The 16,193-nt window shown below is 65.7% G+C and carries 19 protein-coding genes; 12 read left to right on the top strand and 7 right to left on the bottom strand.

Annotated features, from left to right (window positions below):
* Positions 1-88: 88 nt before the first annotated feature.
* The 10 genes from EJE94_RS03610 to EJE94_RS03565 all read left to right on the top strand — a co-directional run bounded on the left by EJE94_RS03610 (position 89) and on the right by EJE94_RS03565 (position 8,661).
* Entirely contained in the window at positions 89-454 is a 366-nt protein-coding gene (locus EJE94_RS03610; RefSeq protein WP_121240104.1) for an ATP synthase subunit I, read from the top strand.
* A 16-nt stretch (positions 455-470) separates the two neighbouring features.
* A complete protein-coding gene (gene atpB, locus EJE94_RS03605) occupies positions 471-1,265 on the top strand; it encodes a F0F1 ATP synthase subunit A (RefSeq protein ID WP_121240103.1) in 795 nt (264 codons plus the stop codon).
* Positions 1,266-1,307: 42 nt separating this feature from the next.
* Entirely contained in the window at positions 1,308-1,574 is a 267-nt protein-coding gene (gene atpE, locus EJE94_RS03600; protein WP_121240102.1) for a F0F1 ATP synthase subunit C, read from the top strand.
* 34 nt (positions 1,575-1,608) lie between these two features.
* Positions 1,609-2,079 (top strand): F0F1 ATP synthase subunit B, encoded by a 471-nt coding sequence (locus tag EJE94_RS03595; protein WP_121240101.1) that lies wholly within the window; start codon positions 1,609-1,611, stop codon positions 2,077-2,079.
* Positions 2,080-2,083: 4 nt separating this feature from the next.
* Positions 2,084-2,620 carry a F0F1 ATP synthase subunit delta gene (locus tag EJE94_RS03590; protein WP_121240100.1) on the top strand — a complete coding sequence of 179 codons (537 nt, stop codon included), beginning with the start codon at positions 2,084-2,086 and terminating at the stop codon, positions 2,618-2,620.
* Between the two features lie 10 nt (positions 2,621-2,630).
* The gene (gene atpA / locus EJE94_RS03585) at positions 2,631-4,169 is read left to right on the top strand and encodes a F0F1 ATP synthase subunit alpha (RefSeq protein WP_121240099.1); all 1,539 of its coding nucleotides are present in this window, start codon (positions 2,631-2,633) and stop codon (positions 4,167-4,169) included.
* A 9-nt stretch (positions 4,170-4,178) separates the two neighbouring features.
* Complete coding sequence (atpG, locus tag EJE94_RS03580) at positions 4,179-5,048, top strand: F0F1 ATP synthase subunit gamma (protein ID WP_121240098.1); 870 nt, start codon at positions 4,179-4,181, stop codon at positions 5,046-5,048.
* A 38-nt stretch (positions 5,049-5,086) separates the two neighbouring features.
* The gene (gene atpD / locus EJE94_RS03575; RefSeq protein ID WP_121240097.1) at positions 5,087-6,487 is read left to right on the top strand and encodes a F0F1 ATP synthase subunit beta; all 1,401 of its coding nucleotides are present in this window, start codon (positions 5,087-5,089) and stop codon (positions 6,485-6,487) included.
* A 21-nt stretch (positions 6,488-6,508) separates the two neighbouring features.
* Positions 6,509-6,934 carry a F0F1 ATP synthase subunit epsilon gene (locus tag EJE94_RS03570; protein ID WP_121240606.1) on the top strand — a complete coding sequence of 142 codons (426 nt, stop codon included), beginning with the start codon at positions 6,509-6,511 and terminating at the stop codon, positions 6,932-6,934.
* A 143-nt stretch (positions 6,935-7,077) separates the two neighbouring features.
* Positions 7,078-8,661, top strand: a complete 1,584-nt coding sequence (locus EJE94_RS03565; protein WP_121240096.1) for a serine/threonine-protein kinase — start codon at positions 7,078-7,080, stop codon at positions 8,659-8,661.
* Positions 8,662-8,718: 57 nt separating this feature from the next.
* Here the strand turns inward: EJE94_RS03565 and EJE94_RS03560 are convergent, their stop codons facing one another.
* Genes EJE94_RS03560 through EJE94_RS03540 form a run of 5 tightly spaced genes read right to left on the bottom strand, consistent with a single transcriptional unit; the run spans position 8,719 to position 12,002 of the window.
* Positions 8,719-9,282, bottom strand: coding sequence for a Tll0287-like domain-containing protein (locus EJE94_RS03560; protein WP_121240095.1), 564 nt, complete (start codon positions 9,280-9,282; stop codon positions 8,719-8,721).
* A 46-nt stretch (positions 9,283-9,328) separates the two neighbouring features.
* Positions 9,329-9,892, bottom strand: a complete 564-nt coding sequence (locus tag EJE94_RS03555; RefSeq protein WP_121240094.1) for a ubiquinone biosynthesis accessory factor UbiJ — start codon at positions 9,890-9,892, stop codon at positions 9,329-9,331.
* Positions 9,892-10,782: a Tim44 domain-containing protein gene (locus tag EJE94_RS03550; RefSeq protein ID WP_121240093.1), complete on the bottom strand. Its 891-nt coding sequence runs from the start codon at positions 10,780-10,782 to the stop codon at positions 9,892-9,894. The genes EJE94_RS03555 and EJE94_RS03550 overlap by 1 nt, the downstream gene beginning before the upstream one ends.
* A gap of 25 nt (positions 10,783-10,807) precedes the next feature.
* A complete protein-coding gene (gene ubiE / locus EJE94_RS03545) occupies positions 10,808-11,542 on the bottom strand; it encodes a bifunctional demethylmenaquinone methyltransferase/2-methoxy-6-polyprenyl-1,4-benzoquinol methylase UbiE (RefSeq protein WP_121240092.1) in 735 nt (244 codons plus the stop codon).
* A gap of 13 nt (positions 11,543-11,555) precedes the next feature.
* Positions 11,556-12,002, bottom strand: a complete 447-nt coding sequence (locus EJE94_RS03540; RefSeq protein WP_121240091.1) for a gamma-butyrobetaine hydroxylase family protein — start codon at positions 12,000-12,002, stop codon at positions 11,556-11,558.
* 172 nt (positions 12,003-12,174) lie between these two features.
* Between EJE94_RS03540 and phoB the strand changes: the two genes are divergently transcribed.
* Both phoB and phoR read left to right on the top strand, forming a co-directional pair.
* A complete protein-coding gene (gene phoB / locus EJE94_RS03535; RefSeq protein ID WP_121240090.1) occupies positions 12,175-12,873 on the top strand; it encodes a phosphate regulon transcriptional regulator PhoB in 699 nt (232 codons plus the stop codon).
* Entirely contained in the window at positions 12,870-14,108 is a 1,239-nt protein-coding gene (phoR, locus tag EJE94_RS03530) for a phosphate regulon sensor histidine kinase PhoR (protein ID WP_121240089.1), read from the top strand. The genes phoB and phoR overlap by 4 nt, the downstream gene beginning before the upstream one ends.
* On the opposite strand, the gene EJE94_RS03525 is transcribed toward phoR, so the two are convergent.
* Together EJE94_RS03525 and EJE94_RS03520 are read right to left on the bottom strand one after the other, a co-directional pair.
* Positions 14,105-15,751 (bottom strand): cyclic-di-GMP receptor FimW-related protein, encoded by a 1,647-nt coding sequence (locus EJE94_RS03525; RefSeq protein ID WP_121240088.1) that lies wholly within the window; start codon positions 15,749-15,751, stop codon positions 14,105-14,107. The genes phoR and EJE94_RS03525 overlap by 4 nt on opposite strands.
* A complete protein-coding gene (locus EJE94_RS03520; RefSeq protein WP_121240604.1) occupies positions 15,752-16,186 on the bottom strand; it encodes an HIT family protein in 435 nt (144 codons plus the stop codon).
* Positions 16,187-16,193: the final 7 nt, after the last annotated feature.

The raw sequence follows: 16,193 nt of genomic DNA, 5'->3' as shown, positions 1-16,193 counted from the left end.
CAGCAATAAAATTTATATAATGAATCGATAAATCATATTGACAACTGTATTAACGCCTCCTAATATTCGAAAGTCGTTTGGACTGACGATGCATCCGCAGGTTGGTTCGCAGGTACGCTGGATCCTTGGCTGGCAGTCGATGCTGGCGTTGGTTACGGCGGCGGTTTCTGGCTTGCTCGGAGGTCGTGCCGCCGCGGTTTCGGCGGTGGTCGGCGGCGGGATTGGAGTTCTGGCCGGCGCTGCTTATGTCTGGCGTGCGCTACGGCACAGCGAAGGGGAAGCGGGAAAACTGTATCGGGCGCAGGTGCTCGGCGAGGGTTATAAGTTCGCCGTCACAATGGCCTTGTTTATGTTGGTGTTTTTGGCCTGGCGGGATGTACCGGCACTGCCGCTGTTTCTGGCCTACATTTTGACTTTCGGCGTCTACTGGGTCGCACTGCTGAAAAAACGCTAAGCGGATTGAAAAAACCATGGCTTCCGGCGAAACCCTCAACATTACCCAATACATCGTCCACCACCTGACCAACCTCAAGGTCGGCTCCGGTTTCTGGACGTGGCACCTCGATACCCTGATCGTTTCCGGCGCCCTGGGCCTGCTGGTCTTCGGCTCGATGGCGGTCCTCGCCAGCCGTGCCACCAGCGGCGTGCCGAGGGGCTGGCAGAATTTCTTCGAGATGGTGTTGTCCTTCGTCAATCAGCAGGTCAAGGACACTTATCACGGCAACCACCCGCTGATCGCCCCGTTGGCCATCACGATTTTCGTCTGGGTGTTCGTCATGAACGCCATGGACCTGATCCCGGTCGATTTCCTGCCGGAAACCGCGAAGGCGGTCGCCGTGAATACGGTTGGTGCCGATCCGCATCACGTTTTCCTCAAGGTCGTGGCGACCACCGACCCCAATCTGACCTTCGCCATGTCGATCACGGTGTTCCTGATCACGATCTACATGAACTTCGCGGTCAAGGGCGTCGGCGGCTTCATGCACGAAATCTTTACCGTGCCGTTCGGCGCCAAGCTGGCCCCGGTGAACCTGCTGTTCCGCGTGGTCGAGGAAGTCGCGCGGCCGATTTCGCTTTCCCTGCGTCTCTTCGGCAACATGTACGCCGGCGAAATGGTGTTCATCCTCATCGCCCTGCTTGGCATCTGGCAGCTGCCGCTGGCCCTGCCCTGGGCGCTGTTCCACATCCTGATCATCACCCTGCAGGCCTTCGTCTTCATGATGCTCACCATCGTGTACATGTCGATGGCCTCGGAATCGCATTGATTCATTTTCGCTTAACCCCGTACCTACGTTAAAGGAGAAATAATGGAAGCCCTTTCCATGCTGCTGGGTAACACCGCCATCGCCGTCGCCATCCTGATCGGTGCCGGCGCGCTCGGTACCGCCATTGGTTTCGGTATTCTCGGTGGCCGCTTCCTCGAAGGCGCCGCGCGTCAGCCGGAAATGATCCCGACGCTGCAGGTCAAGATGTTCATCGTCGCCGGTTTGCTCGACGCCGTGACCATGATCGGTGTGGGTATTGCGCTGTTCCTGCTGTTCGCCAACCCCTTCATCGCCATCGTCAAGGGCTGATCCTCAACGTTTTCCACCTGACTAGGAGGTTGGCGTGAGCATCAACGCAACCCTCATCGGCCAGATGATATGGTTCGCCCTGTTCATCTGGATCACGATGAAATACGTCTGGCCGCCGCTGCAGAAGGCGATGGCCGATCGTCAGCAACTGATTGCTGACGGCCTGGCCGCCGGCGAACGCGGCAAGCACGATCTGGAGCTCGCTTCCAAGCGTTCCGCGGATACCATCCGCGAAGCCAAGGAAAAGGCTGCGGGCATTTTCGCCGAAGCCGAGAAGCGCGGCGCGCAGATGGTCGAGGAAGCCAAGGACACGGCGCGCGCCGAGGCCCAGAAGGTCTACGACGCCAAGCTGGCCGAACTCGAGCAGGACACCGAGCGTGCCCGCTCCGCCCTGCGCGATCGGGTGGCCGAACTTGCCGTGGCCGGCGCGGAGAAGATCCTGCGCCGCGAGGTCAATGCCGCCGCCCATGCCGACATGCTGTCCGGCCTGAAGCAGGAACTCTAGGATCATGGCCGAAATCGTCACCATCGCGCGCCCCTATGCCGAAGCGGTCTTCCGCCTGGCCAAAGAACAAGGCAAGCTGGGCCTGTGGTCCGAGCGCCTCGGGCAGTTGTCCGCCGTCATGGGCAACGCCGAGGTCGCGGCCTGCATAGGCAACCCCAACCTGACCGCAAAACAGAAGGCGGATCTCGTCACCGCGCTGCTCGGTGGTGCGGTGGAGGCTGACGTGGCCAACATGATCCAGGTTCTCGCCGGCAGCGAACGCCTCGCTGTGCTGCCGGAGATCGCCATCTTCTTCGAGAGCCTCAAGAGTGCCGAGGAAGGCGTCAAGGACGCCGTGATCTTCAGCGCATTCCCGCTCGACGACGCCCAGCAACAGAAACTGCTCTCCGATCTGGAAGCCCGCTTCAAGACCAAACTGCGTCCTGCGATCAAGCTCGACCCCGAGCTGATCGGTGGTGTTCGTGTCGAAGTCGGCGACCAGGTTCTGGACGCCTCCGTGCGCGGAAAGCTGGCCACCATGGCCGCCGCGCTGAGGAACTAAGGAGTTATCCATGCAGCTCAATCCTTCCGAAATTAGCGAACTGATCAAGAACAAGATCCAGAACCTGCAGGCCGGCGCCGATCTCCGCGCCCAGGGCACGGTGGTCTCCGTGACCGACGGCATCTGCCGCGTTCATGGCCTCACCGACGTCATGCAGGGAGAAATGCTGGAATTCCCCGGCAATACCTTCGGCATGGCGCTGAACCTCGAGCGCGACTCGGTCGGCGCCGTGGTTCTGGGCGACTACGAGCACATCACCGAAGGCGACATTGTCAAATGCACGGGCCGCATTCTCGAAGTGCCCGTCGGCCCCGAACTGCTCGGCCGCGTGGTCAACTCTCTCGGCCAGCCGATCGACGGCAAGGGCCCGATCACAGCCAAGATGACCGACAAGATCGAAAAGGTCGCGCCGGGCGTGATCTGGCGCAAGTCGGTGTCGCAGCCGGTGCAGACCGGTCTCAAGGCCATCGACTCCATGGTGCCGATCGGCCGTGGCCAGCGCGAGCTGATCATCGGCGACCGCCAGACCGGCAAGACGGCGGTGGCTGTCGATGCGATCATCAACCAGAAGGGGCAGAACATGCTCTGCATCTACGTGGCGGTCGGCCAGAAGGCTTCGACGGTCGCCAACGTGGTGCGCAAGCTCGAGGAATACGGTGCGATGGAATACACCATCGTCGTCGCCGCGACCGCCTCGGACTCCGCCGCGATGCAGTTCATCGCCCCCTATACCGGCTGCACCATGGGCGAGTACTTCCGCGACCGCGGCCAGGACGCCCTGATCATTTACGACGACCTCACCAAGCAGGCCTGGGCCTATCGCCAGATCTCGCTGCTGCTGCGCCGCCCGCCGGGCCGCGAAGCCTACCCGGGCGACGTGTTCTACCTGCACTCGCGTTTGCTCGAGCGCGCCGCGCGCGTCTCCGAGGAATGGGTCGAGAAGTTCACCAACGGTGAAGTCAAGGGCAAGACCGGTTCGCTCACGGCGCTGCCGGTGATCGAAACCCAGGCCGGTGACGTCTCCGCCTTCGTCCCGACCAACGTGATCTCGATTACCGACGGCCAGATATTCCTCGAGACCGACCTCTTCAACTCGGGCATCCGCCCGGCCATGAACGCCGGTGTCTCGGTGTCACGCGTTGGCGGCGCCGCCCAGACCAAGGTCATCAAGAAGCTCGGCGGCGGCGTCCGTCTCGCTCTGGCGCAGTATCGGGAACTCGCGGCCTTCGCCCAGTTCGCTTCCGATCTCGACGATGCCACCAAGAAGCAGCTCGAGCGCGGTCGTCGCGTGACCGAACTGATGAAGCAGACCCAGTACTCGCCGCTGTCCGTGGCCGAGATGGGCGTCTCGCTGTTCGCGGTCAACGGCGGCTACCTCGACGATGTTCCGGTCAACAAGATCCTCGCTTTCGAAACGGCCCTGCATCAGTACATGAAACAGAGCCATTCCGAGCTGATGAGCAAGATCGCCAACACCAAGGATATCGACAAGGACGCCGAGGCCTTGCTGACCGGCGCCGTTTCCGAGTTCAAGAAGAACTGGGCCTAAGGATTAATCATGGCAGGCGGCAAGGAAATCCGGACCAAGATCAAGTCGGTCCAGAACACCCGGAAGATCACCAAGGCCATGGAGATGGTGGCTGCGTCCAAAATGCGCAAGGCGCAGGAAAGGATGCGTGCCGCCCGTCCCTACAGCGAGAAGATCCGTCAACTGGCGGCCAACCTCTCGCAGGCCAACAACACCGAGTACCACCATCCCTTCCTGTCGAAGCGCGAGCCGGTCAAGCGCGTCGGCCTGATCGTGGTCACCACCGACAAGGGCTTGTGCGGCGGCCTCAACACCAACGTGCTGCGCATGTCGCTCAATGCCATGCGCCAATGGGAGTCCGAGGGTGTAGACGAAATCCGCGTCACCGCCATCGGCAACAAGGGTCTCGGCTTCATGCAGCGCCTCGGCGCCAAGGTGGTCTCGCACGTCGTCTTTCTGGGCGACACGCCGCACCTGGAGAAGCTGATCGGACCGATCAAGGTCATGGTCGATGCCTTCCAGAACGACGAGCTCGATGTCATCTACGTTGCATACACCCGCTTCATCAATACCATGAAGCAGGAGCCCGTTCTCGAGCAATTGCTGCCGCTGACCGGCGAGCGCCTCGGCACCCCGGCGGGCAGCTGGGAATACCTCTACGAGCCCGAGGCGCGCGTCGTCATCGACGAGATGCTCGTGCGCTACACCGAGGCGTTGATCTACCAGGCGGTGGCCGAAAACATGGCGTCGGAGCAGTCCGCGCGCATGGTGGCGATGAAGTCCGCCACCGACAATGCCGGCAACGTCATCAAGGAACTGCAGCTGATCTACAACAAGGCGCGTCAGGCGGCGATCACCAAAGAGATTTCGGAGATCGTCAGTGGCGCGGCGGCGGTTTGATCGCGACGTAACGAATTACTGAAATCAAGGAAACGACCATGAGCAACGGAAACATCGTTCAGTGCATCGGCGCGGTGGTGGACATTCAATTTCCTCGGGACTCCATGCCCAGAGTCTACGATGCCCTTATCCTCGACGACGCCAATATGGGCAACGCCGAGCCTGGCCTGACCTTCGAGGTCGAGCAGCAGCTCGGCGACGGCATCGTCCGCACCATCGCCATGGGATCAAGCGACGGCCTGCGCCGCGGCATGAGCGTCAAGAGCACGGGCGCGCCGATCTCGATTCCCGTCGGCCATGGCACCCTCGGCCGCATCATGGACGTACTCGGCCGTCCGATCGACGAAGCCGGTCCGATCCAGTTCGACGAGAAGCGCCCGATCCACGCCAAGGCGCCCAAGTTCGACGAACTCTCCCCCTCCCAGGAGTTGCTCGAGACGGGCATCAAGGTGATCGACCTGGTCTGCCCGTTCGCCAAGGGCGGCAAGGTCGGCCTGTTCGGCGGCGCCGGCGTCGGCAAGACCGTGAACATGATGGAACTGATCAACAACATCGCCAAGCAGCATGCCGGCCTGTCGGTGTTCGCCGGCGTCGGCGAGCGCACCCGCGAGGGCAACGACTTCTATCACGAGATGAAGGAGTCCAACGTTCTCGACAAGGTCGGCATGGTGTTCGGCCAGATGAACGAGCCGCCGGGCAACCGCCTGCGCGTGGCGCTGACCGGCCTGACCATGGCCGAGAAGTTCCGCGACGAGGGCCGCGACATCCTGTTCTTCGTCGACAACATCTACCGCTATACCCTGGCCGGTACCGAAGTGTCCGCGCTGCTTGGCCGCATGCCTTCCGCGGTGGGCTACCAGCCGACCCTGGCCGAGGAAATGGGTCGCCTGCAGGAGCGCATCACCTCCACCCGCGTCGGCTCGATCACCTCGATCCAGGCCGTGTATGTGCCGGCGGACGACCTGACCGACCCCAGCCCGGCCACCACCTTCGGCCACCTCGACTCGACCGTCGTGCTCTCGCGCGACATCGCCTCGCTCGGCATCTACCCCGCCGTGGATCCGCTCGACTCGACCTCGCGCCAGCTCGACCCGCTGGTCGTCGGCGAGGAGCATTACGCGACCGCCCGCAAGGTGCAGGCCACGCTGCAGCGCTACAAGGAACTGCGTGACATCATCGCCATTCTCGGCATGGACGAACTCGCCCCCGAGGACAAGCTGCTGGTCGGTCGCGCCCGCAAGATCCAGCGCTTCCTGTCGCAGCCCTTCTTCGTCGCCGAAGTGTTCACGGGTTCGCCCGGCAAGTACGTCACCCTCAAGGACACGATCAAGGGCTTCCGCATGATCGCCGAAGGCGAGTGCGACCAGCTGCCCGAGCAGGCCTTCTACATGGTCGGCGGCATCGAGGAAGCCTTCGAGAAGGCCAAGACCCTCCAGTAATCAACGACAAGGATGCCAACCGTGGCAATCACCGTTCATGTAGATGTCGTCAGCGCGGAAGAGAAGATCTTCTCCGGCCTGGCCGAGTTCGTCGTGCTGCCGGGTGAAGTCGGCGAGCTGGGCATCCTGCCCGGCCACATGCCGCTGATGACGCGCATCAAGCCGGGCGCGGTGCGTCTCAAGCTGCCGAACCAGGCCGAGGAAGAGTTGATCTTCGTCGCCGGGGGTATCCTCGAGGTGCAGCCGGGGCTGGTCACCGTGCTGGCCGACACTGCCATCCGCGGCCACGACCTCGACGAGGTCAAGGCGAGCGAGTCCAAGCGCAAGGCCGAGGAAGCGCTGGCCGATCGCAGCGCCGAACTCGACTACGCCCGCGCCCAGTCGGAATTGGCCGAGGCCGTCGCCCAGCTCGCGGCCATCCAGCGCCTGCGCAAGAGCACACACTGAGCGCGGTATTCCGCCGGCATCAGGACAAAGGCAGCTGCGGCTGCCTTTGTTTTTTTTGCTTGCACCTCGTTTCCGCTCATGCATTGCCCGGCCGTCGCTGCGGCGTAGAATGACCGTCCGAGCACAGGTTCGCAGGGAAAGCCGTGGCTTCCGACCCTTCGCAGGACGAAACGATCCCGACCACGCCACGCGGCGCGCGTGTCGATTTCGACCTCGACGGCACGTTCACCGTCGCGCCAGCGCTGCCTTTCGCCGGCGATGCTCCGAGCAACCCGCCGACCGCCAGCCACATCGCCCTGCCGCTGGGATTCGCGCTGCACGAATACACCATAGAGGCCCTGCTCGGAGCCGGCGGCTTCGGCATCAGCTATCGCGCCCGCGACAACAACCTGCAATGCCAGGTTGCGCTCAAGGAATACCTGCCCAACGACCTCGCGGTCCGCGCCGACGGCCAGAGCGTGCTGCCGCGGTCCGACGCCGACACCGAAGCCTATCGACTCGGACTCGAGCGCTTCCTCGCCGAGGCCAGGGTACTCGCGGGCTTCCGCCACCCCAACATCGTCCGCGTCACACGCTTCTTCGAGGCAAACCGAACGGCCTACATGGTCATGGACTACGAGCAGGGCGAGTCCTTGCGGGAGTGGTTGCATGGCCACAGTCCGGTCGACGAAGCGGCCCTCAAGCGCATGTTCCTGCCGCTGCTCGACGGCCTCGCCATCGTGCACGATGCCGGCGTCGTACACCGCGACATCAAGCCCGCCAACATCTATGTTCGCGATGGCGACGGCAGTCTGGTGCTGCTCGACTTCGGTGCGGCGCGCCAGACGACGGGCGTTCCCAGCCGGAGCCTGACCAGCATCGTCACCCCCGGCTATGCACCGTTCGAGCAGTACCACACGCGCGGCGCCCAAGGTCCGTGGACCGACCTCTATGCGCTCGCCGGCGTCCTCTACTGGCTCGTGACGGGCCAGAAGCCGCTGGAAGCGCCGAGTCGCGTCAAGGACGACATCATGATGCCGGCCGCGGCCGCTGCGGCCGGACGCTTCAGCCCCGCCTTCCTGGCCGCGATCGACTGGGCCTTGCGAGTCGACGAGGTCGCACGCCCGTGCAACGTCGCCGAGTTTCGCCGTGCCCTGCTCGGCGAGGCGCCCGTACCGGAGCCCGCGGCCACCGCGTCGTCTGCGCCTGCGCGATCTTCGGCCAAGGGCGGCAAGGGTAGCAAAGGCAAACTCGCCGCCATCGGGGCCGTGGCGGTCCTAGCCTTGCTGGGGTTGTTCGCCTTGACGCGTTCCGTGCCGACGCTGGCTCCGCCCGCTCACACACCGGTGGCTCAGGCGCCGGCCGCGGAGACGCAGACGACGGTTGCCCCGCCTGCAGCCGTTTCGGCTCCCGCGAAGCCTAGCGCGGCGGCGAGGGTAGCGCCGTCATCGACGGTGCGCACGCAGAAGCCGCCGCCGGCGCAGCAGCAACCGAGCAAGCCGCAGGATCCTGCAGGCCCGGTCGCCACGCTGGTGTTCGAAATCGTCCCGCCCGGCGAGCACGGCGTAGTGCTGGTCGACGGCAAGACGGTCGGCTCGGCGCCGCCGCTGAAGGAACTCAAGCTCGCGACTGGCAAGCACAAGGTCGAGATCCGCGGCGACAAGCTGCCAAGGGTCTATCACTTCTGGGTCGAACTCGAGCCCAACGAGAGACGGAAGCTCTGGGCGAAATTCACCAACGAGCTCTGAAACAAAAAGGGCGACCCGCGGGCCGCCCTTCGATTCCCGAGGCGCCGGTTGTGGAGCTTAGAGCGCCTTCTTGACGGTGATCGCGCCGCGGATCTGCGCGGCCGAGTAGCCGACCGCCTTGTCGTCCGGGTAGAGTTCCTTGAGCTTGGCCTTGACGTCCTTGTCGAGGCGATCCTCGGTGCCGTGACAGGCGAGGCAGAGATCCTGCGTCGGCAGCGCCTTCATGTAGCGCATCACGCGCTTGCCGTCTTCCCTGACGATCTCGCTCGCCTCGAGTGAACCAGGCTTCTCGCCGGCCTCGGTACGCTTCTCGAAGTCCTCGAGAACGCGTCGCTCCCAGGCGTCGGGCACGGCCTTGGGGTTGCGATTCTTCAGGCTGACGCGGCGGATCTGCATGCCCTTGGCTTCGGACAGCGCCTTGGCCATCGCCGGCGCCTTGTCGCGGCAGACCACCATGGCCTCGGCGTGGCCGGACTTCTTGATTTCGGCGTCCAGCACCTCGAGCAGCTTGGGTGGCATGCTCATCGCGGTCTGGCGCACTTCCTGCAGCAGATTGCCTTCCTGGGCGAAGGCAGAAACGGATACGGCCGCGAGGGCGGCGGCAAGCAAAGTCTTGCGCATGGGTCTTCTCCTTGAACGTGGGAGTTCGGGCGCCGGAATACTACGGCTAAAGCGACAGCTTGTGAACGCGCTTTTCCAGCTGCGACAATTTGTCGCGCAGCTCCGCCAGCTCGCCGACATGGCTCGCGAGATCCTGCGGCCGCGCGACCAGCGGGTTTTCCTCGCTGAGGTATTCGGCCACGTTTTCAGCGAGATTGCGGGCGGCGCTTTTTTGCCAGCCGGCGACGACATTCGCTCCCTGCACCAGGCGATGGGCGGCGATGTCGCCGACGACGCGCGACAGATCCTCCTCGGCGTCCCAGCGCAGGTTGCGCAACACGAAGGAGAGCTCGGTCGCGAGATGGGCGTTGCCCTCGACGCGTGCCGCCGCGATGACCTGTTCCTGCCCCTGCAGCGCACGCAGTGGGGCATCCGCCGGCAGGGTCATGACGACGTCGGGCGTCTCGGTGCTGGCTTCGACATAGCCGTCTTCGCGGATGGCGAAATCGAGCTGGAACGGTGGCATCGCCAGCCGCGCGCGGCGACCGGCGAACGGGAGCAGCTTCGCCCGCGCCCAGTCCGCCTGGTTCAGCAGGTGGTTGAGGGCGGCGAGCGAAAGCGGGCCGAACATCACTGGAACTGTTGAATGCCGGCGATGACCCAGCCGCCGCTGCCGTCGACCTGCTTGCTCAGGTGCCAGACCTCGTCGAGGGCCTCGACCGGTCCGCCGGCAACTTCGCGGATGCGGCCGAAGAAGCGCACGCTGGCGACATGGCGGCCATTCTCTTCGCTGACATCGAGCAGCGTGGCGTCGAGCTGCTGCACATCCGTCTCCTGCTTGCCGCGGCCGCGCTCCTCGTACTGCATCTGGATCTCGGCGAACATCTCGGGCGAGGTGAAGTTGCGGATGTCGTCCATGTCGCCGCGGTCGTTGGCGGCTTGCAGGCGAATGTAGTTGAGCTTGGCCTGGCGCAGGAAGCCCTCGACGTCGAAACCGACGGGGATGCTCGCCGCCGTCCCGCCAGCGCCGACACTTGCGGCGGATGCAGGCTCGAAGTGGGCTGGCTCGACGCGCCCCATATCGCCCTGGGCGCCCGCGCCCGCGTAACGCATGCCGGACTGCGGCTGGCTCTTGCGCAGCAGCAGCTTGACGACGAAGACGACAGCGACGACGCCGAGCAGGATCATCAGCATGGTGGCCATGCCTTCGCCGAGGCCGAAATGGGAAAGCAGGGCGGCGATGCCGAGGCCGGCGGCCAGGCCTGCGATCGGGCCGAGCCACTTGCGCATGCCCGAGGGCTGGGTAGCGGGCGGGGTCGCCGGCGTGGCGGGCTTGGCGGCGGCAGCGCTGCCTTGCGTCGGCGCGGCCGGCGCCGCGGGTGCGGCATCGCGCTTCATCACCGTGCTGTCGCGCTTCATGCCGAACGAGCCGCCGCCGCCGAGGCGCTTCGCTTCGGCATCCTGCACCGTGAGGCCAAGGCCGATGAAGGCCGCGAAGAGGGCGAGATAGAGGCGTTTCATGCTGTCTCCTTGAGGGGGCGAGGCACTACAGCTTGTAGCCGCGGTGCAGGGCGACCACGCCCGCGGTGAGATTGAAATAATCGACGCGGGCCAGTCCTGCGCCTTCCATCATGGACTTCAGCGTCGCCTGGTCCGGATGCATGCGGATCGACTCGGCGAGGTAGCGGTAGGAATCGGGATCGTTCACCACCTTTGAGCCGAGCCAGGGCAGGATCTTGAACGAGTAGAAATCGTAGGCCGGTTCGAGCGGCTTCCACACCTTGGAGAACTCGAGTACCAGCAGGCGGCCGCCGGGCTTGAGCACGCGGCGCATCTCGGCGATGGCCGACTCCTTGTGCGTCATGTTGCGCAGGCCGAAGGCGACGGTGACGCAATCGAAGTGGTCGGACGGGAAGGGCAGCTTCTCGGCGTCGCACTGCGCCACCGGGCCGAGCACACCCGCGTCGAGCAGGCGGTCGCGGCCGCGCGTGAGCATGGCGTTGTTGATGTCGGTGAGCCAGACTTCGCCCGTCGGTCCGACGCGCTTGGCGAAGGCGGCCGACAGGTCGCCGGTGCCGCCGGCGACATCGAGCACGCGGTCGCCGCTGCCCACGCCCGAGATCTCGATGGCGAACATCTTCCACAGGCGGTGCAGGCCCATCGACATCAGGTCGTTCATGATGTCGTATTTCTGGGCGACGGAAGAGAAAACGCCGGCGACGCGGCCGGCCTTCTCTTCCTCGGCGACGGTTTCGAAGCCGAAGTGGGTCTGGTTGGTCATGAAATTCCTAACTTTAGTGGCTGCTGCAGCTTCCTCCGCCGCTGCCGCAGCCGCCGGACTTCTGCGGCTTGATGGCGTTGGTGGTGTCGACGTCGCGGCTGCCGCCCTCGGCGTCGAGGCGCTGCAGGTAGTCGGCCCAGAGGTCGCCTTGGTGCTCGCCCAGATGGTAGAGCAGGTCCCAGGAGTAGATCCCGGTGTCGTGGCCGTCGGAGAAGAAGGGCAGGATGGCGTAGTTGCCGACCGCCTCGACATGGGCGATCTCGACATTGCGCTTGCCGGTCTGCAGCGTCTCCTGGCCGGGGCCGTGGCCGCGCACCTCGGCCGAGGGGCTATAGACGCGCAGCAATTCGAAGGGCAGCTTGAAGGTCTTGCCGTCGGCGAAGCTCACTTCCAGCAGGTGCGAGCGCTGGTGCAGCTTGATTTCGGTGGGGTGGGGGGTCTTGGTGTCGAGTCCGGCCATGGTGTTTTCTCTCTCAGGGTCTGGTCAAGCTTAAATCTGTGCTTAAGCTCTTGTTTTCAAGGGGCCTATGATAGCTTACGCGGGCTCGCCCAGGCGGCGGCTGTCACAAAAGCTTCACGCCTTCGCAATAGACTGCCTCTCGTCGCCACTAGTTCAGTCGATCCGCCCAGCCATGCCCGCCCACATCCTGATCGTCGAAGACGAGCCCGCCATCCAGACGCTGATCGCCGCCAACCTCAAACGCGCAGGCCACGAGGTGAGTACCGCGCTCGACGCCGAAACGGCGCAACGCGCAGTCCGCGAGACCCTGCCCGACCTGATCCTGCTCGACTGGATGCTGCCGGGCATCAGCGGCCTCGAGTTCGCCCGCCGCCTGCGCGCCGACCCGCGCTCGCGCGACGTGCCGATCATCATGCTCACGGCGCGCGGCGAGGAATCCGCCAAGGTCCAGGGCCTCGAAGTCGGCGCCGACGACTACGTCACCAAGCCGTTCAGCCCGCGCGAATTGCTTGCGCGGATCCAGGCCGTGCTGCGCCGGCGCCAGCCGCAATCCACGGCCGACGCCGTCGAGGTCGGCGGTCTGCGCCTCGACCCCGTCACCCACCGGGTAGTCGCGCAGGGAGAGCAGCTGACCCTGGGTCCGACCGAATTCCGCCTGCTGCATTTCCTCATGACCCATCCGGAGCGGGTGCACACTCGCACTCAGCTGCTCGACCAGGTCTGGGGCGACCATGTCTTCGTCGAGGAGCGCACGGTCGACGTGCATATCCGCCGCCTGCGTGCCGCGCTCGAACCCAGCGGCCTCGATGGCCTGGTGCAGACCGTGCGCGGCAGCGGCTATCGTCTTTCGGTGGAGGCCACGCCGGCGTGACCGCACTCGGGTGGGTGATCGGCGCCGGGCTCGGCGTGGTGGCGGCGGCCTTGCTGCTGCGCAATCATGTCCAGCTGGTGCGGCTGATCCGCTGGTCCGAGGCGCCGCTGGGCACGCCGGTACCCGACGCCGGCGGCCTCTGGGGCGACGCCTTCGTCGCCTTGCACAAGCGGGCGCGCGGGGCGGCCGAGTCGCGCCGCCAGTTGCAGGATGAACTCGATCGCCTTGAGGCCCTGACCCAGGCGCTGCCGGAAGGCGTGGTGATCCTCGGTGCCGCGCAAAGCATCGAATGGCTCAACCCCCGGGCCGCCGCCGACCTCGGCCTCGATCCCGGCCGCGACCGCGGCACGCCGATTACCAACCTGATGCGCGAGCCCGAGTTCGTGCGTTTCCTCGACACCACGCAGCACGGCGTCCCGCTGCATCTGCGGCGCCTGGGCCGGGCGCTGCAGATCGTCTCGGCGCCTTTCGGCGCCGGTTCCATCCTGCTGCTGACGCGCGACGTGACCCAGCTCGAACGGCTCGAGACCATGCGGCGCGATTTTGTCGCCAACGTCTCGCACGAGCTCAAGACGCCGCTGACGGTAGTGAAGGGCTTCATCGAGACATTGCGCGACGGCATCGGGCCGGGGGCGGGAGAGATTCCGGCCGACGAGGCCGCGCACTACCTGTCGCTCGCCGCCGACCAGGCCGGACGCATGCAGCGGCTGATCGACGACCTGCTTACGCTCTCCGTGCTCGAAACCGGCGCGCCGCCGCCACCCGAGGAGGTCGTCGACATGCGGGCGCTGCTGGCCGAGGTGCGCGAAGAAGTCGTCGCGCTGTCGGCCGGCCGCCACGACATCCGCCTCGAGGACAGCGGCCCGGCCGGGCTGCGCGGCTCTGCTTCCGAGGTGCGCAGCGCCTGCGCCAACCTCGCCAGCAATGCCGTGCGCTACACCCCGCCGGGCGGTCTCATCGTGTTGGCGTGGCACGCGCTGCCCGACGGCGGCGCCGAATATGCGGTGACCGACAGCGGCATCGGCATCGAGTCGCAGCACATCCCGCGCCTGACCGAGCGCTTCTACCGCGTGGACCGCGGCCGCTCGCGCGAGTCCGGTGGCACCGGACTCGGCCTCGCCATCGTCAAGCACGTGCTCGAACGCCACCAGGCGCGGCTGGTCATCGAAAGCCAGCCGGGGCGGGGCAGCACGTTCCGGGTAGTTTTCCCGGCGAACAGGGTCGCGACCGCCTAGACTTTCTCGTAACTCGCGCGCTCGAAGTCGCTGCCGCGATCGATCATGCCGGTAAGACGCAGTTGCGCGGCCTGCTTGTTCATGACCTCGATGACCCGCCCGCGCCTGAACCAGCCGGCGGGGATGATAAGGCTGGCAGGCTCCTTGAGGGCGGCCACGGCCGGCAGCAGGAAGCCCGGACTGTATTTTTCCCGGGCGGCGTCGACGCCGGTGCCGCGCACCGCGACGGGCTGTGGCTGCCCGGCGATGATCTGCACGCCGGCCTGCAGCGCCTCGCTGCTGTCGATCATGGCCCAGCGCAGCGTGCCGAGCAGCAGCGTGCGCGCGTCCGCGGGGCGGACGGCGACGAGCTGGCCGCCGCCGAAGCGGCTGCCGGCACGGGCGATGGGGCGCAGGAGGCGCACGCCGCTGGACGATTGATCGAGGATGCGCCACTCCTCCATGATCTTCCACTCCTCGACGTTGAAGCCCTGCTGGCGGCTGAAGTCATCCGGCTGGATCGTTTCTATGACGCGGCCGAAGGTGGCGATCTCGTCGCGCTGGTGGCGGAGCTCGGTGTCGGAGAGCGGGCCGCCGCCCGGCTGCTTGAACGGCTTGCGCCCGGCGATGTAGTAGTAGATGGCATCGACGCCGCCGATGATGACGCAAGTGCCTTCGGCGGGGCGGCGTTCATTGTTGCGGAACGCGCCACCCTTGCACCAGTGGTAGTACATCTGGACTAGCAGCTCCTGGCACAGCGGCTGGGTACAGTCCTCGCCCAGCTGCAGGGCCTGCGGCGACTCGCCTTGCTGGAGCAAGGCGACGCGCTTTTTCAGGCTTTCGCGCAGACCGGAGGTGTCGAGAAAGCGCGAGGTCGGGGTGAAGGTGGGCTTGTACCGGGCCGGTGCGTCGGAATCGAGGTCGACGCAAAGCGGGATCGCCCGCGACGACAGGGTCGGCGGGCTGGCGTAAACCACCAGCTTGCCGGACCAGCGGCCCGCCCAGCGCGCGACCCAACCGAGTTGGCGTTGCGGCATCTCGTAGGGACTAGCCGCGAAAAGAAGGAGGCCCTCGGCCCAGGTCGCGACCGGCGACGCCGGGTTCTTGCCCAAGCGCAGCGCATCGGCCACTTCCATGCCTGCCACGCCGGCGTCCTCGGCGGCGAGATAGGCCTGGTGCAGCGTCCGCCAATAGCCTGGCGCCGGCTGGCGGCCGGCGCGGCAGGTGTCGGTCTGGACGCAGACCAGCGCGGCGAGGGCGCGCTGCGCCGCCAGCGGCCAAAGCGGCTTCGTGCCCGGCGCACCGGCAAGGCATGCGGCGAGGCAATGCAGATAGCCGGTGACGAGGGCGTTCCAGATGGCCATGCTCGTATCGAAGGCGGCCTGTTCGGTCGGACCCAGCGGCAGCGGCTTGCCGGCGAAGCGGCGCACGTTGTCCTCCTGCGTCGCATGCACCGGCGTGCGCAGCAACTCGAGGATCGCGAGCCGCTCGCCGGCGGGCAGGGCGTAGCGGTTGAGCTGGTTGAGGCTCTTCAGCAGCACCGCCTGCATCTGCACCTGCTGGCCGACCGGCTGGTCCTCCAGCCATTCGGCGCAATCCGCCGCAGTGGTGAAGGCGGGCGGCTGGGCGGTGGTCGTCTGAGGCAGGTTGAATTCGATGGTCATTCAGGACTCCGCTTGAAGTTCCGCCAGCGCACGGGTGAAAGCGGTACGCAGGCGCTCAATAGTCGGCGCCGGCGGCACGGCGCCGGCGCGGCTTCCGGGGCTCCAGATCGGCGCGGGGAAGCGGCTGTCGCCGCGCCAGCGCGGGATGACGTGCCAGTGCAGGTGCGGCACGACGTTGCCGAGGCTGGCGAGGTTGATCTTGTCGGGCCGCACGACCTCGCGCACGGCCAGTTCGGCGGCGAACACCACGTTCATCAGATGTCGCCGTTCGCTCGCCGCCAGTTCGCTCATCTCGGCGATGTGGGCCTGCCAGACGACGCGGCAGAAGCCGGGGAAATCGCGGCCCTCGTCGCCCTCGACCAGCACGACGCGGCAGGATTCGTCCTGCCAGAGGATTCCCCCACCCGGGGTGACACACAATGCGCAATCGCTCATGGCGGCG

Origin of the sequence: Sulfurisoma sediminicola (genome assembly GCF_003865015.1) — a bacterium.
Taxonomy (GTDB): domain Bacteria; phylum Pseudomonadota; class Gammaproteobacteria; order Burkholderiales; family Rhodocyclaceae; genus Sulfurisoma; species Sulfurisoma sediminicola.
Note: the sequence above shows the minus strand (reverse complement) of the source record. Positions and strands in the feature narration are given on the sequence as shown.